Origin of the sequence: Deinococcus grandis, assembly GCF_001485435.1 — a bacterium.
GTDB lineage: Bacteria > Deinococcota > Deinococci > Deinococcales > Deinococcaceae > Deinococcus > Deinococcus grandis.
Genome location: NZ_BCMS01000002.1, coordinates 253,433 through 274,958, shown reverse-complemented (window position 1 = coordinate 274,958; position 21,526 = coordinate 253,433). Strand labels below are relative to the sequence as shown.

General features: G+C 71.4%; 19 protein-coding genes and 1 pseudogene. 18 read left to right on the top strand and 2 right to left on the bottom strand.

Translation table 11 applies throughout. The features are described 5' to 3' along the window. The first annotated feature begins 133 nt into the window (after nt 1–133). From aceB to DEIGR_RS16640, 10 genes and pseudogenes are all read left to right on the top strand, one after another. Complete coding sequence (gene aceB / locus DEIGR_RS16680; RefSeq protein WP_058979190.1) at nt 134–1,696, top strand: malate synthase A; 1,563 nt, start codon at nt 134–136, stop codon at nt 1,694–1,696. 2 nt (nt 1,697–1,698) lie between these two features. After that, the gene (locus tag DEIGR_RS16675; RefSeq protein ID WP_058979188.1) at nt 1,699–2,517 is read left to right on the top strand and encodes an IclR family transcriptional regulator; all 819 of its coding nucleotides are present in this window, start codon (nt 1,699–1,701) and stop codon (nt 2,515–2,517) included. Nucleotides 2,518–2,548: 31 nt separating this feature from the next. Continuing rightward, nucleotides 2,549–3,457: pseudogene (locus DEIGR_RS21645) on the top strand (malate synthase A); the annotation flags it as partial. Between the two features lie 54 nt (nt 3,458–3,511). Next, complete coding sequence (locus tag DEIGR_RS21640; protein ID WP_407638340.1) at nt 3,512–3,949, top strand: hypothetical protein; 438 nt, start codon at nt 3,512–3,514, stop codon at nt 3,947–3,949. Next, entirely contained in the window at nt 3,942–5,177 is a 1,236-nt protein-coding gene (locus DEIGR_RS16665; protein WP_058979186.1) for an allantoate amidohydrolase, read from the top strand. The genes DEIGR_RS21640 and DEIGR_RS16665 overlap by 8 nt, the downstream gene beginning before the upstream one ends. Continuing rightward, a complete protein-coding gene (locus DEIGR_RS16660) occupies nt 5,177–6,541 on the top strand; it encodes an allantoinase (RefSeq protein WP_058979184.1) in 1,365 nt (454 codons plus the stop codon). Before DEIGR_RS16665 ends, DEIGR_RS16660 begins: the two co-directional genes overlap by 1 nt. After that, nucleotides 6,538–7,302 (top strand): (S)-ureidoglycine aminohydrolase, encoded by a 765-nt coding sequence (gene allE, locus DEIGR_RS16655; RefSeq protein ID WP_058979183.1) that lies wholly within the window; start codon nt 6,538–6,540, stop codon nt 7,300–7,302. Before DEIGR_RS16660 ends, allE begins: the two co-directional genes overlap by 4 nt. Further along, nucleotides 7,299–9,026 carry an NAD-dependent malic enzyme gene (locus DEIGR_RS16650; RefSeq protein ID WP_153013890.1) on the top strand — a complete coding sequence of 576 codons (1,728 nt, stop codon included), beginning with the start codon at nt 7,299–7,301 and terminating at the stop codon, nt 9,024–9,026. Before allE ends, DEIGR_RS16650 begins: the two co-directional genes overlap by 4 nt. 74 nt (nt 9,027–9,100) lie before the next feature. After that, nucleotides 9,101–9,859 carry an HD-GYP domain-containing protein gene (locus DEIGR_RS16645; protein WP_058979181.1) on the top strand — a complete coding sequence of 253 codons (759 nt, stop codon included), beginning with the start codon at nt 9,101–9,103 and terminating at the stop codon, nt 9,857–9,859. Between the two features lie 46 nt (nt 9,860–9,905). Beyond that, entirely contained in the window at nt 9,906–10,376 is a 471-nt protein-coding gene (locus DEIGR_RS16640; protein WP_058979179.1) for a hypothetical protein, read from the top strand. A 172-nt stretch (nt 10,377–10,548) separates the two neighbouring features. Here DEIGR_RS16640 and DEIGR_RS16635 read toward each other — a convergent pair whose 3' ends face one another. Next, on the bottom strand, nt 10,549–11,550 hold the full coding sequence (locus DEIGR_RS16635) for a LacI family DNA-binding transcriptional regulator (RefSeq protein ID WP_269083812.1): 1,002 nt from the start codon (nt 11,548–11,550) through the stop codon (nt 10,549–10,551). Nucleotides 11,551–11,812: 262 nt separating this feature from the next. Here DEIGR_RS16635 and DEIGR_RS16630 point away from each other — a divergent pair, with 262 nt between their 5' ends. The 4 genes from DEIGR_RS16630 to DEIGR_RS16615 all read left to right on the top strand — a co-directional run bounded on the left by DEIGR_RS16630 (nt 11,813) and on the right by DEIGR_RS16615 (nt 17,176). Further along, on the top strand, nt 11,813–13,081 hold the full coding sequence (locus tag DEIGR_RS16630) for an ABC transporter substrate-binding protein (protein WP_058979177.1): 1,269 nt from the start codon (nt 11,813–11,815) through the stop codon (nt 13,079–13,081). A 279-nt stretch (nt 13,082–13,360) separates the two neighbouring features. Further along, entirely contained in the window at nt 13,361–14,251 is an 891-nt protein-coding gene (locus tag DEIGR_RS16625; protein WP_058979175.1) for a carbohydrate ABC transporter permease, read from the top strand. Beyond that, nucleotides 14,248–15,129: a carbohydrate ABC transporter permease gene (locus DEIGR_RS16620; protein ID WP_236704915.1), complete on the top strand. Its 882-nt coding sequence runs from the start codon at nt 14,248–14,250 to the stop codon at nt 15,127–15,129. Before DEIGR_RS16625 ends, DEIGR_RS16620 begins: the two co-directional genes overlap by 4 nt. Before the next feature lies 1 nt (nt 15,130). Further along, nucleotides 15,131–17,176: a beta-galactosidase gene (locus DEIGR_RS16615; RefSeq protein WP_058979174.1), complete on the top strand. Its 2,046-nt coding sequence runs from the start codon at nt 15,131–15,133 to the stop codon at nt 17,174–17,176. Between the two features lie 58 nt (nt 17,177–17,234). Here the strand turns inward: DEIGR_RS16615 and DEIGR_RS16610 are convergent, their stop codons facing one another. Further along, nucleotides 17,235–17,477 carry a hypothetical protein gene (locus DEIGR_RS16610; protein ID WP_058979172.1) on the bottom strand — a complete coding sequence of 81 codons (243 nt, stop codon included), beginning with the start codon at nt 17,475–17,477 and terminating at the stop codon, nt 17,235–17,237. A gap of 129 nt (nt 17,478–17,606) precedes the next feature. Between DEIGR_RS16610 and DEIGR_RS16605 the strand changes: the two genes are divergently transcribed. The 4 genes from DEIGR_RS16605 to DEIGR_RS16590 all read left to right on the top strand — a co-directional run bounded on the left by DEIGR_RS16605 (nt 17,607) and on the right by DEIGR_RS16590 (nt 21,520). Then, on the top strand, nt 17,607–18,563 hold the full coding sequence (locus DEIGR_RS16605) for an ABC transporter substrate-binding protein (protein ID WP_058979171.1): 957 nt from the start codon (nt 17,607–17,609) through the stop codon (nt 18,561–18,563). Next, nucleotides 18,560–19,501, top strand: coding sequence for an ABC transporter substrate-binding protein (locus DEIGR_RS16600; protein WP_083524234.1), 942 nt, complete (start codon nt 18,560–18,562; stop codon nt 19,499–19,501). The genes DEIGR_RS16605 and DEIGR_RS16600 overlap by 4 nt, the downstream gene beginning before the upstream one ends. A gap of 2 nt (nt 19,502–19,503) precedes the next feature. After that, complete coding sequence (locus tag DEIGR_RS16595) at nt 19,504–20,454, top strand: sucrase ferredoxin (RefSeq protein WP_058979170.1); 951 nt, start codon at nt 19,504–19,506, stop codon at nt 20,452–20,454. 88 nt (nt 20,455–20,542) lie between these two features. After that, nucleotides 20,543–21,520, top strand: coding sequence for a FecCD family ABC transporter permease (locus DEIGR_RS16590; protein WP_058979167.1), 978 nt, complete (start codon nt 20,543–20,545; stop codon nt 21,518–21,520). The last annotated feature ends 6 nt before the right edge of the window (nt 21,521–21,526 follow it).

Below are 21,526 nucleotides of genomic sequence, written 5' to 3'. Positions count from 1 at the left end.
GCCATCCCACGTTGTTCCCCATGCGGAGACAACACCGGCTGGTCAGCCCCGCTGCTTTTCCGTAAAATGAAATTCAAGTTCATCCAGTGAAAAACTCAGAGCCGTCCCCCCTGTTCCCTCAAGGAGTGCCCGCATGACCGAGACCCTGCCCGCCGGCCTGACCATCACCGCCCCCATCACGGACGCGCAGCGTGAGATCCTCACGCCCGAGGCGCTGGCCTTCGTCGCCGACCTGCACCGCCGCTTCGAGGGGCGCCGCCGCGACCTGATGGCCGCCCGCGAGGCCCGTCAGGCGGCGCTGGACGGCGGGGCGCTGCCGGACTTCCTGCCCGAGACCCAGAACGTGCGGGACGGCGACTGGCGCATCAACCCGCTGCCGGACGACCTGAAGGACCGCCGGGTGGAGATCACCGGCCCCGTGGACCGGAAGATGATCATCAACGCACTGAACAGCGGCGCGCGGGTGTTCATGGCCGACTTCGAGGACGCGAGCAGCCCCACCTGGGCCAACTGCGTGGACGGGCAGATCAACCTCCGCGACGCGGTGCGCCGCACCATCCGCCTGGACACGAACGGCAAGACGTACCAGCTGAACGAGAAGACGGCCGTGCTGCTCGTGCGCCCCCGCGGCTGGCACCTCCCCGAGAAGCACGTTCAGGTCGACGGCGAGACTCTATACGGCGCGTTCTTCGACTTCGGGCTGTACATGTGGCACAACGCGCAGGAACTCCTGAAGCGAGGCTCCGGGCCGTACTTCTACCTGCCGAAGATGGAATCGCACCTCGAAGCAAGGCTGTGGAACGACGTGTTCAATCACGCCGAGGAGACGCTGGGCCTGACGCGCGGCACGATCAAGGGCACGGTGCTGATCGAGACGATCCTCGCCGCGTTCGAGATGGACGAGATCCTCTACGAACTGCGTGAGCACTCGGCGGGCCTGAACTGCGGCCGCTGGGACTACATCTTCAGCTACATCAAGAAGCTCCGCACGCAGCCTGACCGGATCCTGCCCGACCGCGCGAAGGTCAGCATGGCCGTCCCGATGATGCAGGCGTACAGCAAGCTCGCCATCCAGACCTGCCACAAACGCGGCGCGCCCGCCATCGGCGGCATGAGCGCCTTCATTCCCGTCAAGGGCGACGAGGCGAAGAACGCCGCCGCGTTCGAACAGGTGCGCCTCGACAAGGAACGCGAGGCGACGAACGGGCACGACGGCACCTGGGTCGCGCACCCCGGCATGGTCGCCCTCGCCACCGAGGTCTTCGACCGGCTGATGCCCGACCCCAACCAGATCGGCAGCGGCAAGCAGGCCGACCTGACCGTCACCGCCGCCGACCTCCTCACCCCGCCCGACGGGACCGTGACCGAGGCGGGCGTGCGGATGAACGTGAACGTCGGCATCCAGTACCTCGCGGCGTGGCTGCGCGGCTCGGGCGCCGTGCCCATCCACAACCTGATGGAGGACGCCGCGACCGCCGAGATCAGCCGCGCGCAGCTGTGGCAGTGGCGGCACCACGGCGTGACCCTGGAGGACGGCCGCCCCCTGACCCCGGAGCTGTGGGACGAGCTGTTCGACGACGAGGCCGCCAAGCTCGGTGAAGGGTACGCGGACGCCGCGCGGCTGTTCCGCACCACCGCGACCGGCACGCCCCTGATGGACTTCCTGACCCTGCCCGGCTACGAGGCCCTGGCCTGAGCGTGAGTGAACCCAATGGTCGCGGGGGCCGCCCGCGCGGCGCGGACGCACCGGGCGGCGTGCGCACCCTGGAACGCGGCCTGAGCGTCCTGTGGGCACTCGCCACGCTGCGCGAGGCGCCACTGTCACAGGTGGCCCGCGCCGCCGGGCTGTCGGCCAGCACCGCGTACCGCCTGCTGGAGACGCTGCGACAGCAGGGCTTCGTGGAATGGGAGGAAGCCTCGGGACTCTTCCGGGTGGGCCTGCGGGCGTATCAGGTGGGGGCGGCGTTCGACGCAGCCCACGCCCTGACGGCCGCCGCCGCGCCGGAGATGCGCGCCCTGGTCGCCGAGCTGGGCGAGAGCGCGAACCTCGCGGTGCTGCGCCCGCACGGGGCGGGGCTGGAGGCCGCGTACGTGCATCAGGTCGAGGGACCGCAACTCGTGCGGATGTTCACGCAGACCGGCGCGAGTGCGCCCCTGCACGCGTCCGGGGTGGGCAAGGTGCTCCTGGCCGCGCGGCCCGAGGCCGAGGCGCGACGGGCGCTGGAGGCCACCACCCTGACCGCGTACACGTCCCACACCCTGACGACCGTAGACGCCGCGCTGGCCGCCGTCGCCCGCGTGCGTGGGGAGGGCTTCGCGCTGGACGACCAGGAACGTGAACTGGGCGTGCGCTGCGTGGCGGTGCCGGTGCCCGGCGCGGACGGGCAGGTCGCGGCGGCGCTGAGCGTCTCGGCGCCCACGTCGCGGCTGACGCCCGAGCAGGTGCCGCGCTTCCTGGCAGCGGCGCAGGCGGCCGCCTCGCGGATCGCCGTGCGCCTGGGCCACCGGGACGCCTGAGCGGGTCTATGCTGCGGCGCATGCTCAATCCGTGCCGGTGGTGTCCGTGAACCCGCCCGACCTCCCCTCCCCCGCCGCCCGCGCGCTGGCCGAGGCGCTGCACGCCGCGCTGGCGGACGTGTGGACGGCCGTGGACGCGCCCGGCCCGCTGGACGCCGCGCCGCCGGTGCCGGACTACCGCGCCGCTCCCGTCCCGGATGACCTGAGCGCGGGCCGCGCGGAACTGATCGTGGAGGCCAGCGACCTCCCCGCGCTGCGCGCCGCCCTGAGCAGCGGCGCGGACGCCGTCGTAATCGACTTCGACGACACCTTCGCCCCCACCCCGGCGAATGTCGCGGCGGCCTGGGCGGCCCTGCCCGAGTGGCTGGCGGCGGACGTGCCATTGCTGGCGCGGCCCCGCGCGCTGTACGCCCCGCAGCCGGGCCTGACCTTCGCCGGGCGGCCCGCGCGGGGGGCGCTGTGCGATCTGGCGGCGCTGCTGACCGCGCGGCCGGGCCGGGTGCCGCACCTGTACCTGCCGAAACTGGAGTCCGTGCCGCAGGCCCGCGCCTGGGCGACCGCGCTGCGCGTCGCAGAAGGGCACCTGGGCCTGAATCCCGGCACGCTGCGGGTGTGCCTGCAGATCGAGACGCTGCCGGGCCTGCTGCACATGGACGCCCTGCTGGCCGAACTGAGCGAGTGGGCGTTCGGGCTGAACGCGGGCCGCTGGGACTACGTGTTCAGCCTCGTGAAGACCACCGGCGCCGACCGCGCCGCGCCCGTCCCCCCACGCGCCGGACTGGGGATGGACGTGGACGCCATGCAGGCCTACGCGCAGGCGCTCGTGGACGTGTGCCGCGCCCGCGGCGCGCAGGCGGTCGGTGGGACGGCGGCCGTCAGTCCCGACCCGCGCGACCCCACCCCGGCGCTGGAGGCGGTGCGGGCCGACAAGGCCCGCGAGGCCGCGCAGGGTTTCCAGGGTGCGTGGGCGGGCCTGCCGGAGCTGCTGGACGCCGTGCGCGAGGGACTGGCGACCCCCGCTCCTCCCCCGCCCCCGACCGCCCCCGTGACGCGCGAGCGGCTGCTGGCCCTCCCCGACCCCGGCCCACTCCCGGCGGCCGAGGTGCGCGACACGCTGGGCCTCGCGCTGGACGTGTTCGGCGCGTGGTTCGCCGGGCGGGGCGTGATCACGCGGAACGGGCGGATCGAGGACACCGCCACCGCGGAACTCGCCCGCGCGCTGCTGTGGCAGTGGGTGCACGTGGGGGCGCCGCTGGACGACGGCAGCGTCTTCGACCGCGCCGCGTACCGGACGCTGCGCCGCGCCCTGCGCCCCGACGACACGCCCGAAGCGCGCCTGCTTGATCATGTCGTCCTGGCCGACGCGGCCCCGGCGTATGTTCCCCTGGAAGCCCACCGCCTGACCCTCACCGAAAGGACCTTCCATGACTGACCTGCCCCTTCTGTCGCGCCGCGCGCACGACGCCTGCGCGACCCTGGCCGCCCACACCGAGGTGCCGGGCGAGATCACCCGCACGTTCCTCAGCGCGCCCAGCCGCGACGTGACCGCCTTCCTGACCGCCTGGGCGTACGAGCTGGGGCTGGAGGTCCGCGTGGACGCCGCCGGGAACCTCCGCGCGCGCCGGGCCGGGCCGACGCCGGACGCGCCCACGCTGTACCTGGGGTCGCACGTGGATACCGTGCCGAACGCCGGGGCCTTCGACGGCGTGCTGGGCGTGACGCTGGCCTTCGCGGTCGCGGAGGCGCTGCGGGGTGAGGCGCTGCCGTTCGCGCTGGAACTCCTGGCGTTCAGCGAGGAGGAGGGCGTGCGCTTCGGCGTGCCGTTCATCGGCAGCCGCGCCCTGACCGGCACGCTGGAACCGCTGCTGACCCTGCGGGACGCGCGGGGCGTGAGCGTGCTGGACGCCATCCGCGCGTACGGCCTGGACGACGCGGCCCTGCCGGACGCCGCCGTGCAGGGCGGGGCGCTGGGGTTCCTGGAATTCCACATCGAGCAGGGGCCTGTGCTGCAGGCGGCGGGCGCGGCGGTGGGTGTGGTGAGTGCCATCGTGGGGCAGGACCGCGTGCTGCTGGACTTCACGGGGCAGGCAGCGCACGCGGGCACCACGCCGATGGGGCACCGCCGGGACGCGCTGGCGGCAGCGGCGCGCTTCGCGGTGGCGGCAGAGGATCTGGCGCGCGCCACGCCGGGACTGGTGGCGACGGTGGGCGTAATGACGGCGCGGCCCGGCGCGATCAACGTGATTCCCGGCGCAGCGCACTGCACGCTGGACCTCCGGCACGAGGACGACGCCGTGCGGGCCGGGGCGCTGGACACGCTGCTGAACGCCGCACGGGGTTATGCGGAGGAGCGGGGCGTGACCCTGGACGTCACGCACAAGATGGCGCAGCCCGCCATCCCGATGGACGCCTCCTTCCGTGACCTGCTGCACGTGGCGGCCGGGCAGGAGGGCCTCCTGGCCCCCGATCTGGTCAGTGGGGCGGGGCACGACGCGATGATCCTCGCCGAGCGGATGCCCGCCGCGATGCTGTTCCTGCGCTCGCCGAACGCGCTGAGTCACCACCCGGACGAGACCGTGAACGCAGGCGACGTGGACGCCGCGCTGCGGGTGGGCGTCGCGTTCGTCCGCGCGCTGGCCGAGCGCGAGGGGGCGCGCTGATGGCGCTGGACCTGCTCGTCCGGGGCGGGACGCTGGTCACGCCGCACGGGCCGGTGCGGGCCGATCTGGCCGTGGAGGACGGGCGGATCGTGAGTCTGGCGCTGGACGTGTTCGCGCCCGCCCGCGAGGAGATCGACGCGACCGGGCTGCACGTCTTCCCCGGCGTGGTGGACGCCCACGTGCACCTGAACGAACCGGGCCGCACGCACTGGGAGGGCTTCGAGACCGGCACGCACGCGCTGGCGGCGGGCGGCGCGACGAGTTTCCTGGACATGCCGCTGAATTCCTCGCCGCCGCTGCTGGACGCGCGGGCCTTCGCGGAGAAACGCGCGCACGGCGAGGCGAAATCCCGCCTGGATTTCGGCCTGTGGGGCGGCCTGACGCCGCTGAACCTGACCGAACTCGACGAGCTGGCGGCGTGCGGCGTGATCGGCTTCAAGGCGTTCATGAGCCACAGTGGCCTGGACGAGTTCCCCGCTGCGGATGACGTGACGCTGTTCGAGGGCATGCGCGCCGCGCGGCGTGCCGGGCTGGTCGTCGCCACGCACGCCGAGAGCGACGCGTTCACCCGCACGCTGTCGCAGGTGGCGCGCGAGCACGGGCAGACGGGCGTGCGGGATTACCTCGCGTCGCGCCCGCCGGTCACGGAGGCCGAGGCGGTGGGCCGCGCGATCTGCTTTGCCGAGGAGACCGGCGCGGCCCTGCACCTCGTGCACCTCAGCACCGCGCGCGGCGTCGCCCTGGCCGCCGAGGCCCGCGCGCGCGGCGTGGACGTCACCGCCGAGACCTGCCCGCACTACCTCCACTGGACCGGGGAGGACGTCGAGCGGGTCGGTGCCCTGCTGAAGTGCGCGCCGCCCATCCGGGACGCGGGCACCCGCGAGGCGCTGTGGGCGGCGCTGAAGGCCGGGCGGATCGACACGGTCGGCAGCGACCACTCCCCCGCCCCACCCGAACTGAAGACCGGGGAGGACTTCTTCGCCATCTGGGGCGGCATCAGCGGCGCGCAGTCCACCCTGAATGTGCTGCTGGACGGCGGGTACTGGCAGCGGGACGTACCGCTGGAACTGATCGCGGCGGTCGCCTCACTGAATCCCGCGCGGCGCTTCCGGCTGGGCAGTAAGGGCGCGCTGCGGCTGGGCGCGGACGCCGACCTCGCCCTGGTGCGGCTGGACGAGACGTTCACCCTGACCGAGCTGCATGACCGCCACCACGGCAACCCGTACCGGGGCCAGAGCTTCCGGGGGCGGGTGCAGGCCACGTACCTGCGCGGGCAGCGCGTGTTCGCATGGGCGCCCGGCGGGGCGATATTCGACGAGTCCGTGCGGGGGCAGCTGCTGCGCCCGGCGAAGGAGACCGCATGAAACACCTGGGAGTCACCCGTTCCGCGTTGCGTGAGGCGCACGCGGTGATCACGCCCGATACGTTCGTCCGCACGGCGCTGGCCGAGTGGCCCGGCAGCGCGGTGGTCTTGCACATCGCGCCGGTGATCGGGCTGGGGGCGAGGTTCGTGCAGTTCACGGCCGAGATGATGGCCGGGGCGCGGGCGCGCGAGTCTTTGCTGGGCTACCAGCGGTTCGTGTTCGTGCTGAGCGGCGAGGTGCAGGTGGAGGTGGACGGCGAGTCGCGGACGCTGCGCGAGTCGGATCACGGGTTCTTCCCGGCGGGGGTCGCGCACACGCTGGAGGCGCGGGTCGCGGCGAGGGTGGCGGTGTTCGAGAAGCCGTACCAGGGCGCGCCGGGCGTGGACGCCCCGCCGGTGTGCTGGGGGAACGAGCGGGAGAATCCGGGTGCGCCGTTCGAGGGCGACGAGCGGCTGATCGCGCGCAAGCTGCTGCCGGACGATCCACGGTTCGATTTCATGATGAGCACCATGAGTTTCGCGCCGGGCGCGACCCTGCCGTACACGGAAGTGCATTACATGGAGCACGGTCTGCTGATGCTCTCGGGCGAGGGCCTGTACAAGCTTCAGGAGGCCTATTACCCGGTGCAGACGGGGGACGTGATCTGGATGGGCGCGCACTGCCCGCAGTGGTACGGGGCACTGGGCCGCGACTGGAGCAAGTACCTGCTGTTCAAGGACATGAACCGCCATCCCCTCACCCTGACCGGAGGCCAGCCGTGACCCGCCGCACCCTGCCCCTGACCGACCATTACGATGTCCGCCGCGGCGAGGACGGGCACCGCTACCTGCACCCGCTGGTGCGTGGCTTTCCGCTGCTGCGCTTCCCGCTGCTGAACAAGGGCACGGCGTTCACCGAGGCCGAGCGGGAGGCGCTGGGCCTGGACGGCCTGCTGGCCCCGCAGGTGGACACGCTGGACGCGCTGGTCGAGCGGCAGTACGCGGAGTACGCGCAGATCACCGAGCCGCTGGACCGGCACGTGTTCCTGCGCAACCTGCAGGACCGCAACGAGGTGCTGTTCTACGCGCTGCTGTCCGCGCATGTGGAGGAGATGCTGCCGGTGGTGTACACGCCGACGGTGGGGCTGGCGGTGCAGAAGTTCAGCCAGATCTACCGCTACCCGCGCGGCCTGACCCTGAGCACCCGGAACATCGACCGGGCCGGGGCGGCGCTGGCGAACGTGCCGCTGAACGACGTGCGGATCATCGTGGCGACCGACAGCAGCGCGATCCTGGGTATCGGGGATCAGGGCTTCGGGGGCATGGCGATCAGCATCGGGAAACTCTCGCTGTACACCGTGGCGGGCGGCGTGGGGCCGGACAAGACCCTCCCGGTGGAACTGGACGTCGGGACCGGGCGCGCCGACCTGCGGGACGACCCGGCGTACCTGGGCGTGAAGCACGGGCGCCTGACCGGGGACGAATACCTGCGCTTCGTGGACCGCTTCGTGGAGGCCACGCTGCAGCGCTACCCGAAGGCGATCATCCAGTGGGAGGACTTCAGCAAGGACGCGGCGTTCGAGGTGCTGCGCCGCTACCGCCGGGTCGTGCCGAGCTTCAACGACGACATCCAGGGCACGGGCGCGGTGGTGCTGGCCGGGGTGCTGAACGCCTGCCGGATGAAGGGCGAGGCGCTGCGCGATCAGGTGGTCGTCGTGCATGGGGCGGGCGCGGGTGGTGCGGGGGTGGCCCTGGCGATCCGCGAGGGGATGCGCCGCGACGGCCTGAGCCCCGAGGAGATCGCGGGGCGGGTGTTCGTGCTCGACTCGCGCGGGCTGCTGACCGACGACCGCCACATGGAGGACTACAAGCGCGACCTCGCCACGCCGAGGGCCCTGACGGACGGCTGGGCGGGCACCGACCTCGAAAGCGTGATCCGCGAGGCGAAGGCGACCGTACTGCTGGGCCTCAGCGGGCAGGCCGGCATCTTCAGCGAGGGGGCGGTGCGGGCCGCGCACGCCAACACGCCCCGCCCCCTGGTGTTCCCGCTGAGCAACCCCACCGCGAATACGGAGGCGCTCCCGGCGGACATCCTGGCCTGGACCGGCGGGCAGGCCATCGTGGCGACCGGCAGTCCCTTCGACCCGGTCAGCCTGCACGGCGAGATGCACGAGATCGGGCAGGGGAACAACGCGTTCATCTTCCCCGGCCTGGGCTTCGGCGCGATCCTCGCCCGCGTGCGCGAGGTCACGGACGAGATGGTCACGGCCGCCGCGTACGCCCTGGCGGAGTACACGCAGACGAACCACCCGGGCCGCACGTACCCGCCGGTGGACGAACTGAGTCACGCGAGCATTCACGTCGCGGTGGCCGTGATCCGGCAGGCCCTCGCGGACGGCGTCGCCACCGAGTTCACGCTGCGCGGCCAGAGCGACGCGGCGCTGCTGGATACCGTCCGGCGCAAGTTCTGGCAGCCGAAGTACCTGCCGTTCCGGCCGCGCGAGTGACGCGAATCCGCACACCACGCCCATGAGCGGGTGCTGAAAGAATCCTGCATGACCCCCCGGACTACGCTGCCCTCATGAGCGACGTTCCGGTTCCGCCCGCCGCCGAGGTGCCCGCCGAGGACCCCCGGGTGCAGGAACTGCGCCTCTACGCCGCGCAGCTCGAACGGTACGCCGAGGAGTTCGGCGCGCTGTTCCACCGCTACAAGATGCAGGAGGCGGAACTGGAAGCCGCGACCCTGGCGGTCGTGAACGCCTTCGTGGTGGCACTGGGCGCGCACGACGCGTACACCCGCGACCACACGCAGCGCGTGCAGCGCAGCGCCCTCATGATCGCCCGGACGCTCGGCTGGAGCGACACGCAACTGGAGGAAGTCCGGCTGGGCGCGGTGCTGCACGACATCGGCAAGACGTCCATCTCGGACACGGTGCTGTGCAAACCCGGCCGCCTGAGCGACACCGAGTACCGCAACATCCAGCGGCACCCGGTGATCGGCGCGCACATGATCAGCGGGTTCCCCGCCCTGACCTCCGCGCGGCCGTACGTCCTGTACCACCACGAACGCTTCGACGGCACCGGGTACCCCGAGGGCCTGCGTGGACATGACATTCCCATCCAGGGCCGTCTGCTGGCCGTCGCGGACGCCGTGGACGCCATGCTCACCCTGCGCCCCTACCGCCCGCCGCTGCGGCTGGAACAGGTGCTGCGCGAACTGCACGCGGGCAGCGGCACGCAGTTCGACCCGCAGCTCGTCGAGGCGTTCCTGCTCAGCGGCGCGCTGGACCTGTACGACCTGGCGCACACCCCGGACACGCCCGACGAGCCGGGCGACTGACGACCCACGCGGCGCGTCTCACGCGCGCGCGACCTATAGTGACGGCATGACCGACGACACGCTCCTGAACGCCGCGCAGCAGTGGCAGCGGGGGGCAGGTACCCGCGACGCCCTGGTGGCGCACCTGACCGCCCTGGGCCGCGAGGACGCCCCGGTGATCACCGACCTGATCCAGCACCTGCGTGCCCACGCCGGGCAGGATCAGGTCGGGGACGCGCCGCGCAGCACCGACGGCTGGCGCGACGAGCTGATGGGCAGCCGCGCCTGCACCTGGGGCGGCGCGGGCATGCTGGTCGGCCCGCACGTCCTGATCCTCACCGACGGGCAGCGCGGCGTGGTCCTCGGCGAGCGCGACACCCGCGCGCTGTCCAGCAGCGTCAGCGGCTCGCTGATGCTGCTGTGCCAGACCATCGTCATGGCCGAACACGCCCTGAACCAGCGGGAGATGCAGGACCTGCGCGAGCAGCGCCTCCAGAGTGCCTCCACCTCCCTGAGCGAGATCGACCCGATCCGCTGACCCCCGGCCGGTGGGACGGGCACGGAACGCCCCGGGGCCAGCAGCACGCTCCGGGGCGTTCCAGGTCGCGGCATGGTCCGTGCTCGGTTCACCCTCTTCACAGCGGCTGAACGTGGAGCCCCAGGGTGTACCCTGCAATGACACTGGACGCCCCTATCACTGGACGCCGCTGTCAGAGGGGAACGAGGCGGTCGCTGACGGAGTCGCGTTCGATGAGTCGGGTGGGGACGCTGATGTGCCGTTCGGGTTTCTGCCCTTCGATCGCGTCGAGGAGCGCGTCGAGGGCCTGGCGGGCGACTTCGGGGTAGTTGTGGTTGACGCTGGTGAGGGGCGGGGTGACGACCTGCGCGACGAAGATGTCGTCGAAGCCGACGATGGACAGGTCGCCGGGGACGGTCAGGCCGCGTTCGTGTGCGGCGGCCAGCGCGCCGGCGGCGACGAGGTCGTTCACGCACAGGCAGGCGGTGGGCGGCGTGCCGGCGGCGAGCAGGGCGGTCATGGCGACGCGTCCGGCGTCGATGGTCAGGCCGGTGAGCTGGATCCAGTGGTTGGGGGCGTCGGGGTGCTGCTGGCGGTACAGGTCGAGTTTCTCGACGCTGGTGGTGACGTCGAGCTGTCCGCCGAGGAATGCGACGCGGGTGTGGCCGTGCCGGTGGAGCAGGTCCAGCAGGTCGCGGGTGCCGCCGCGTTCGTCCGAGCGGACGCTGGAGGCCAGGGGCGCGCCGGGCACGTCGCCGTTGACGGCCACGATGGGAAGGCGTTCGGCGATGTCGTGCAGGGCGCGCAGTGCGTCCGGATCGGGGTGGGGGTCGTTGGTAAGGCCGCCGAGGTACAGCAGGCCGTCGACCTGGCGTTCGGTCAGGGCGTGCAGGTAGGTGAGTTCCATGTCGCGGGTGCTGACGGTGTTGCCGAGGATCATGGTGTAGCCGCGTTCGAACGCGCCGATCTCCAGTTGCAGGAAGAGCTGGCTGAAGAAGGGGTTGCCGATGTCCGGGAGGATGCAGCCGATGGTCTTGGAGCGGTGGTGGTAGAGGGTCTGGGCGATGCGGTTGGGGCGGAAGCGCAGTTCGCGCATGGCCTGTTCGACGCGTTCGCGCAGGACCTCGTTGACGGTGTTGTGGCCGTTGAGGACGCGGGAGACGGTGGCGACGGAGACCTGGGCGCGCTGGGCAATGTCGTAGATGGTTGGGGCTTTTTTGCGGATGGTGTTCCCCCCTTGCGAAACCGGTTACTCAAATGTATGCTCCAGATGTATCACAAGTAAACCCGTCCGTATGGACACAGGCGCCCGCCGCAGCGCCCACCTGATTCACACCTCGTCCTGCACGGTGTCCACCTCACTTCACTGTCATTCAGAAACCGGTTACTACAGTCTGAAGTCGGCGTGCGTCATCATGCGGCAACCGGTTACCCGCCTCGTCCCTCCAGGAGACGCCATGAAAAAACTTGCCCTGATCACCGCCCTTGCCCTCGCCAGCGCCGCCTCCGCGCAGAGCCTCTCCGGCACCGTGACCGTCTGGTCCTGGGACGCCGCCGCCAAGGCGCTGGAAAGCACCATCCCCAGCTTCAACAAGAAGTACCCCAACGTGAAGGTCAACGTCGTCGACCTGGGGAACCAGAACGTCTACGACCGCGGCCTGGCCGGCTGCGCGGCGGGCGGCGCCGACATGCCCGACGTGTACTCCATCGAGAACAACGAGGCCGAAGTGTTCTGGGCGCGCTTCCCCGACTGCTTCACCGACCTGAACACCCTGGGCGCCAACAAGTACGCCAAGAGCTTCCCCGCCTTCAAGTGGACGGAACTGACCGTCGGCAACAAGCGCTACGCCATGCCCTGGGATTCCGGCCCCGTCGTGATCTTCTACCGCCGCGACCTGTACCAGCAGGCGGGCGTGAACCCGACCGCCATCAAGACCTGGGACGACTTCATCGCCGCGGGCAAGAAGGTCAACGCGAAGTTCGGCGGCAAGGTCAAGATGGGCGCCATCGGCAACGGCCAGGACGACGAGTGGTTCCGCATGCTCGCCAACCAGAACGGCTGCTTCTACTTCGACAACACCGCCTCGCAGATCACCATCGCCAAGAGCGGCTGCGTGCAGGCGCTGGACACCGTCAAGAAGCTCTTCGCCAATGACGTCGTCATGACCAGCGACTGGGGCGGCCAGATCACCGCCTTCAAGGCCAACCGCCTGGCGAGCGCCATGTTCGGCGCGTGGTACGAGGGCACCATCCGCACGAACGCCGCCGACCAGTCCGGCAAGTGGGGCGTGTACCCCATGCCCGCAAGCAAAGCCGGTGGCGTGCGCGCCAGCAACCTGGGCGGCTCGGCCCTGGCCCTGCCCAGCAGCAGCAAGAACAAGGCCGCCGCGTACGCCTTCATGGAAAACGCCCTGGCCACCACGAACGGTCAGGTCACCATGCTCAGGAGCCAGGGTCTGGTCCCCAGCCTCCTGACTGCCAGCAAGGACGCCTACGTCAACCAGAAGCAGCCCTACTGGGGCAACCAGACGGTGTGGAAGACCATCCTCGACACGCTGGGCGACGTGCCCGCCGCGCGCGGCACCCAGTACTTCCAGGACGCCCGTCAGGTCATGATCGTCGTGCAGGCCGACTACATCAAGGGCAAGTACAAGACCGCCCAGGACGCCCTGAACGACGCCGCGAAGAAGATCAGCGCCGCCACCGGCCTGCCCGTCGCGAAGTAATACGGACTCCGGTTGAAAGGTTTGCAAAATCTTTCAACCCGAGCGGATGCGAGAAGGAGCAAAGCGGTTTCCGGACGTGGAGCTGGCAATCCGGTGAAGTTCCGGATTGTCAGCGAAACAAACGGAATCCGTATAAGCCCCGTGCGGGCGACCGCCCGCTGACGCGCCGCCCGCAGGTTCTCTCCGCCCTCAGTTCGTTTCGCCGCCTCCAGGGCCGGAAGCGCGCCGCCACACCCGGCGACCGCGAATCCGGCCCCCACTTGTTCCAGTGAGGACCCCATGACGACCGTGCCCAACCCTGCGCCCCGGCGCCGCCCGCGCGTGCCCCTGGCCCCGTACCTGTTCATCCTGCCGTACCTGCTGATTTTCGCGACCTTCTGGGCGTGGCCGATCGTGAGTTCCTTCCTGATGAGCTTCAAGGATTCCCGCCTGGGCGCGGCGGCCGGCTACGGCCTGAGCAACTGGCAGCGCCTGCTGACCGACGAGTTCTTCCGCACCGCGCTGAAAAACACCGTGATCATCCTGGTGATCCAGGTGCCGCTGATGCTGTCCCTGGCGACCATGCTGGCCGTCGCGCTGAACAGCCGACTGCTGCGCGCGCGTGGCCTCTTCCGCTTCGCGTTCTTCGCGCCGCTGGTGGTGGGGACCGTGGCGTACTCGGCGGTGTTCCGCCTGCTGTTCAACGGCGAGTTCGGCATCGTGAACCGCGCCCTGGCCGGCGTCGGGCTGCCCGAGGTGGACTGGCTGAATCAGCCGGGACCCGCCATGGCCGTGATCATCCTGGCCATGACGTGGCGCTGGACCGGGTACAACGCGATCATCCTGCTCGCGGGCCTGCAGGGTATCCCCGAGGACGTGTACGAGGCCGCCGCCATCGACGGCGCGACGCCCTGGCAGCAGTTCTGGAAGATGACCCTGCCGCTGCTGCGGCCCACGCTGCTGTTCTGCATCGTGCTCAGCGTGATCGGCACGCTGCAACTGTTCACCGAACCCGCGCTGATCACCAACAGCGGGCCCGGCAACGCCACCATGACGCTGGGCACGTACCTGTACCAGCAGGGCTTCCGGTCGTTCAACTTCGGGTACGCCAGTGCCATCGCGTACGCCGTGGCCGCGCTGGCCGCCGTGTTCAGCTTCGCGCAGCTGCGCCTGTTCGGGAGGGACTCATGACCGCCATCAAACCCGCCCCGGCTCCCGCCGCGCGTCCCATGCGCGGCAAGGCCGCCCGTGACCGCGTCAGTGCCGTGTGGCTGCACCTCGCGCTGATTCCGCTGGCGCTGCTGTTCCTCGCGCCGCTGTGGATCATGCTGGTGTTCTCCACCCACCCGGAAACCGCGATCTTCAGCCCCAACCCGCCCCTGTGGTTCGGCGGGGCCTTCAGGGAGAACTTCGACGGCCTGCAGGCCGACACGAACTTCCTGCGGGCGCTGGGGAACAGCACCGTGATCTCGGTGGCATACACGCTGCTGAGCATGCTGCTGACCAGTCTGGCGGGCTTCGCCTTCGCGAAGTACACCTTCCCGGGCCGCAACCTCCTGTTCGGGTTGATCCTGGCGACGCTGACCATCCCGACGTTCGTGACGATCATCCCGCAGTTCATCCTGGTCGCCCGTGACCTGAAGATGAGCAACACCTACTGGGCGGTGATCCTGCCGACCCTGGCGAACACCATCGGGATCTTCTACATGCGTCAGGCGTTCCAGACGGTCCCGGACGACCTGCTGGCCGCCGCGCGCATCGACGGCGCGAGCGAGCCGCGCATCTTCTGGCAGATCGCGCTGCCGGTCGTGCGCCCCGCGCTGGCCGCCCTGGCGATCCTGCTGTTCCTGGCCAGCTGGAACGACTACCTGTGGCCGCTGATCGTCCTGACGCAGAAGGACAGCTACACCATGCCAGTCGCGCTGGGCACCCTGGTGGGCCTGACGCGCGTGTCGTGGGGCGGGATCATGGTCGGCACCGCGATCGCCACCGTGCCGTTCCTGATGGTGTTCCTCGCGTTGCAGCGTCACTTCGTGGCGGGCATCGCGGGCGGCGCGGTCAAGGACTGAGATGCCCCACTTCGATCTGGGCGCGCTCGCGTACGGCGCCGATTACAATCCCGAGCAGTGGCCGCGCGAGGTCTGGCGTGAGGACGTCCGCCTGATGGGGGAGGCGGGGGTGAACCTCGTGTCGCTGGGCATCTTCTCCTGGGCGCAGCTCGAACCGCGCGAGGGGGCGTTCGAGTTCGGCTGGCTGGACGAGATCATGAACCTGCTGCACGGGGGGGGCGTGCGGGTGAACCTCGCTACGGCGACCGCCTCTCCCCCACCCTGGCTGTCGCTGGCGTACCCGGACTCGCGCCCGGTGACGGTGGACGGCGTGCGGCTGGAGGTCGGTGCGCGGCAGCTGTACTGCCCGAGCGACCCGCACTACCGCGCGCTGAGCGTCCGGCTGGCCCGCACGGTCGCCGAGCGCTACGGCACGCACCCGGCGTTGCGGCTGTGGCACGTGAACAACGAGTACGGCTGCCACATCGATCAGTGCTACTGCGCGCAGTGCGCCGCGCGCTTCCGCGAGTGGCTGCGCGCCCGCTACGGGACGCTGATTGAGCTGAACCGCGCCTGGGGCACCGCCTTCTGGTCGCAGCGCTACGGCGACTGGGCCGAGGTGCAGCCGCCCCGCCGCGCGCCCAGCTTCCCGAACCCCAGCCAGGGCCTCGACTGGCGGCGCTTCTCCAGCGACAACATCCTCGAATTGCACCGCGCGGAGGTCGAGGTGCTGCGCGAGGTCACGCCGGACATTCCCGTGACCACGAATTTCCTGGGCTTCCTGCCGGGCCTGGACTACTTCCGCTGGGCGCAGGAGGAGGACGTCGCCGCCGTGGACGTCTACCCCGACCCGGCGGGCGCGGCCCCGCACCTGGAGGCGGGCATGGTGTTCGACCTGACGCGCTCCCTGCGTGGCGGGCAGCGCTGGCTGCTGATGGAGCAGGCGACGAGCGCCGTGAACTGGCGCGAACGCAACGCGCCCAAACGCCCGGGCCTGATGCGCGCCCTGAGCCTGCAGGCCCTGGCGCGCGGCGCGGACGGCATCCAGTTCTTCCAGTGGCGGCAGTCCGTGGCGGGCGCCGAGAAGTACCACAGCGCCCTGGTCGGCCACGTGCCGCCCGAACGCTCCCGGGTGTGGCGGGAGGCGCGCGACCTCGGGCAGGAACTCAGGGGGCTGGACTTCCTGCGCGGCGCGCGCGTGAAGGCCGACGTGGCGGTGATGTTCGACTGGCACTCCTGGTGGGCGCTGTCGCAGGCCAGCCAGCCGGCCGTGACGCCGCTGCTGCCCGTGGTGGGCGCGTGGTACGCGGCGCTGCGGTCCCTGGGCGTGAACGTGGACTTCGTGCACCCGGAAGCCGACCTGAGCGGCTACCGCGCCGTGACCCTCCCGCAGCAGTACCTCCTGACGCCGGACGCGGCACAGGGCATCCGCGCGTTCGTGGAGGGCGGCGGCACGCTCGTCATGGGGCCGTACAGCGGCGTCGTGGACGGCGACGATCACGTCGTGCCCGGCGGGTACCCGGGCCTCCTGCAGGACGTGCTGGGCGCCTGGGTGGAGGAATGGGCCCCCCTCCAGACTGGCGAGGAGCGTGAGGTCCGGTGGGCCGACGGTCGCGTTACACCGGTCACCGAGTGGACCGAGGTGCTACATGCCGACAGCGCGGAGGTGCTCGCCACGTACGAGGCGGACTTCATCGCCGGGCAGCCCGCCGTGACCCGCCACGCCTTCGGGCAGGGCTACGCGTACTACCTCTCCACCCGCCCTGACGCGGCGGCGCTGACGGACCTGCTGCGCGGCGCCCTTCAGGGAGCGGGGGTGGCGATAGCCGAGTTGCCCGACGGCCTGGACGTGACGCTCAGCGACACCGGGGACGGGCGGCTGCTGCACCTGATCCACTTCGGTCCGCAGGCCGTGACCGTGCAGGTGCCGCAGGCGTCGGACGCCCGGAGCGGCCAGCCGCGTGCCAGCGTCACGCTGCACCCCACGGACGCTGCCCTCCTGCGTGTCCCGGTCGACTTCAGCCTGCATGAGCTGACGGCGCGCGCAGCGGCATCCATCCCCACCTGATCCACATGTGCCGGTGCCGCCCAACCGCTCTGCGGCGTGGACGGCCCCGGTGGGCTGGTCAGGCGCTTCTGGAGAATTCGGCGCCGTGGCGGCCGGTGGTGCGGGCGTCGTCCATGGCGCGGGCCAGCTGGCGCTGGTGCACGGCGAGGCGCAGGTGGCGGTCGGCGAGGGCCATCAGGGCTTCGCGGACGGCGGGGGTGGGGGCGGCGTCGGCCTGGGCTCGCAGGGTGTACGCTTCGGAGTCGTTGAGGCGGGCGGCCTTCCGCAGGTGCTGCGCCGCGTCAGGGGAGAGGTCGAGCATGCGTCATGGTGTGACGCGTGGGGCGTGCTGCACGATATGAAACCTCACATGACGGGTGTCCTCCGGTGGGGGTAGACGACATGATGATAAAACTTGACTATTCCGCTCGGATTAACTAGGGTGAGCCGCATGTTCCGCCGGACCCTCCTGACCACCCTGGCCCTGGGCAGCGCCGCCCTGGCCGCCCCCGCCACCCTCACCCTCAAGCACGACGAGGGCGCGGCCACCGTGCCGCTCAACCCCACCCGCATCGTCGCGCTGGACGAGGAAGCCCTGGGCTGGATCTACGCGCTGGGCGTCAGCAGCCGCCTCGTGGGCGTCGGCAGCGCCATGCTCGGCCCCGGCGACCTCACCGCCGACGGGAAGATCAAACCCGAACGCATCCGGGGCACCTTCCTCGCGCGCGGCGACCTGAGCGGCGCGACATTCGTGGGCAACTGGACGCAACCCAACCTCGAAACGATCCTGAAACTGACACCCGACCTGATCGTCCGCGCCACCTGGGCCGGGAACGGCAACTACGCCCAGCTCAGCCGCATCGCGCCCACCGTGGGCTACAGCGAACAGGGCAGCGGCTACTGGAAGAAGGGCCTGCGCGACCTCGCCCGCGTGTTCGGCAAGCAGGAACAGGCCGAGAAGCTCATCAAGCAGGTCGCCGACACCAACCGCGCCGGGGCGCGCGCCCTCCAGGCCGCCGGGGTGTTCCGGAAGTACCCGAAGGCCGTGGTCGTCTCGCCCTTCAAGGGCGGCGGCACGTACCTGTACACCAAGACCCGCCTGATCGACGACGTGCGCGCCCTGGGCTTCAAGGACGGCCTGAAAGGCGACGCGAACGTGCTGGGCGTCGGCGGCGTGGTCAGCGACGAGGCGCTGCTGGCCCTGAGCAGGGACACCCTGGTCATCGTCTTCCCGCCCGGCGGGCAGTACAACGGCGCGCAGGACTTCCTGCAGAGCGCCGTCGGGCAGCGCCTGAAAGGCCAGACCGTCGTGTACACCCAGGAGGCGAACAGCCCCTGGGCCGGACCGCTGGTGTCGCTGCGCGACAGCCCTGCCCTGACGAAGCTGATTCTGGAGAAGGTGAAGTGACCCCCCGACCCCTGGGCCTGCTCACCGCCCTGCTCCTGAGTGCCCTGAGCGGCGCACACGCCGCCACCTGCACGGGCCAGACCGTCACGCACGCGCTGGGGCAGACCTGCGTGACCGGCGTGCCCAAACGCGTCGTGAGCCTGGAATGGACCTACACCGAGAACCTGCTGGCCCTGGGCGTGCAGCCGGTCGGCGCAGCCGACCTGACCGGGTACCGCGAGTGGGTGCGCGTGCCCGTCAGCCTGGGCGCCGGCGTGCAGGACGTCGGCACGCGGCAGCAGCCCAGCCTGGAACGCATCCGCGCACTGAAACCGGACCTGATCATCACCACGAAGCTGCGCGCCGCGAGCAGCTACGCGCAGCTGAGCGCCATCGCACCGACCCTGGTGTTTGATCCGTACAGCGGCGGATCCCAGCTGACCGAGATGCGCCAGACCTTCACGACCATGGCCCGCGTCCTGCGGCGCGAGGGGACCGCCCGGCAGGTGCTGACCAACCTCGACGCGCGTCTGTCACGCGTGCGGCAAGCCCTCAAGGCGCAGGGCGTCGCCGGGGACCGCGTCGTGGTCGCGCAGGCCTACACCGCCCGCACGGGCAGCGCCACGCTGCGCCTGTTCACCCGCAACAGCATGGTCAGCGAGATCCTGGGCGCGGTGGGCCTCACGAACGGCTGGACCGCCGCCGACCAGCCCTACGGGTTCAGCGAGGTGAGTCTGGAGGCGCTGAGCACCGTGAACACCCGGCACTTCCTGTATGTCGCTCAGCGCGAGGACGACGTGTTCGCCGCACCCAGCACGCGCCCGCTGTGGCAGGCGCTGCCGTTCGTGAAGGCCGGGCGGGCGCAGGCGCTGAACGAGCGCACCTGGACCTTCGGCGGGCCGCTCAGCGCCCTGACGCTGGCGCAGGAACTGCAGGGCGCGCTGCTCAGGCGGCCCTGATCATGAGCCGCACAAGCATCACCCTCTGCGCCGACGTGTCCCGCGCGTCCGGAGAGGACCCCATCGGCACCGCGCCCCACTGGGCGGAGGTGACGGTGCTGGAACTGGACGTGCCCGTCTGGGCGCAGCTGCGCAGCGTGGACACCTGGACGCCCGCGCAGTCGGCGGTGTTTGCCGCGCTGCGCGAGAAGGTCGAGTCGAGCGGCGCGGGCTTCGGGCTGCTCATGAGTGCGCCACTGGCCCCCGGCGCGCCGCTGCGCGCGCGGCATTACGTGCGCGGCCCCGGCGGGTACTGCAGGCAGGACTACGCCTCGGACCTGCCGCAGACCGAGTGGGCGCGCGGGCTGCACGACACGCTGATCGAACCGGCGCGGCTGAGCGACTGGGCGGCCGTTCCGGCACCGGAGCGTGGCGCGGACGTGCACGTCTGCACGCACGGCACCGTGGACGCCGCCTGCGGCCGCTACGGCGTGCCCGTCCACGCGGCGCTGCGGGATGCGGGTGAACGGGCGTGGCGCACCGGGCATTTCGGCGGCCACCGCTTCGCCGCGACGGCCGTGGAGCTGCCCTCGGGCCTGCTGTGGGCGCACCTGACGCCCGCGCTGGCCGTGCAGGTCGCGCGGCGCGAGTTGAGCCCCGCCGAGGTCGCCGGGCACCTGCGCGGCTTCGCAGGCCTGAGTGCGCGCGCGCAGGTGCTCGACCGGGCGCTGCTCGTGCAGCACGGCTGGGACTGGCTCACGGCCCAGCGGGAGGCGCAGGTGGACGGCGATCTCGTCACGCTGACCGCCACGGTGGCGGGCCACACGCGGACGTACCGCGCCGCCGTCACGGACGCCGAACCGCTCCTGTTGCCCGGATCAAGTCACAAACCCGACCGCGCGCCGGTGCGGCAGTACGTTCTGGGCGAGATGGAGATTCACCCGGCCGCCCCGCAGGCCCTCCCCCTACTGTGAGCCGCGCCGCATTCCGGGCCGCCACCCGGTCCAGAATCACCCGCGTGCCCGACGCCGCCCCCACCCACCCCCCGCGCCGGAGCACCCCGTGACCCGCGTCCTGATCCTCCTGGGGGCGCTGCTCGCCGCGCTGCTGGCGGGCCTGCTGTCCCTGGCGCTGGGGGCCAGCGACATTGCCCTGGATGAGACCGCGCGGCTGCTGCTGCACCCGGACGACAGCGTGAACAGCCTCGTGATCCACACCCTGCGCCTGCCGCGCACCCTGATCGCCCTGCTGGCCGGGGCGGCGCTGGCCGTCTCGGGCCTGCTGCTGCAGGGCGTCACCCGCAACCCGCTGGCCGACCCGGGCATCCTGGGCGTGGAGGCCGGCGGCGCCCTGGCCATCCTGATCCTGGTCGTGTTCCTGCCCGCGGCCCCGGCGGCCGCGTTCGTCCCGGCGGCGTTCCTGGGCGGGGGCCTCGCGGCCCTGGCGGCCTACGGCGCGGCCCGCTCCATCGGCGTGACGCCGCTGCGGCTGGCGCTGGCGGGCGTGGCGGTGGCGTCCCTAGCGGGCGCCGCGACCCGCGCGCTGCAACTGCTGTTCGAGGACCGCGCGCAGGGCGCGCTGTTCGCCCTGTCCGGCTCGCTGGCGGGCCGCACCTGGGAGCAGCTGGGACAGGTCGCGCCGTGGCTGCTCGCGGGCCTGATCGGCGGGCTGATCCTCGCGCCGCGCGTGAACGTCCTGACCCTGGGTGAGGACGTCGCGCGTAGCCTCGGCGCCCGCACCGAACGCGACCGCACCCTGATCACCGGCCTGGGCGTCCTGCTGGCCGCCGGATCGGTCAGCGTGGTCGGCCCGGTGGGTTTCGTGGGCCTGATCATCCCCCACGCGGCGCGCGCGCTGGGCGGCGCGGACCACCGCGTCTCGCTGCCGCTGTCCACGCTGCTGGGCGCGGCGTTCCTGCCGCTGGCCGACGTGGCCGCCCGCGTGATCGACCGGCCCGCCGAGACCCCGGTCGGCATCCTGGTCGCCGCAGCCGGGTCCCCCTTCTTCATCCTGCTCGCCCGGCGCATCGGGCGACGCTGACACCGG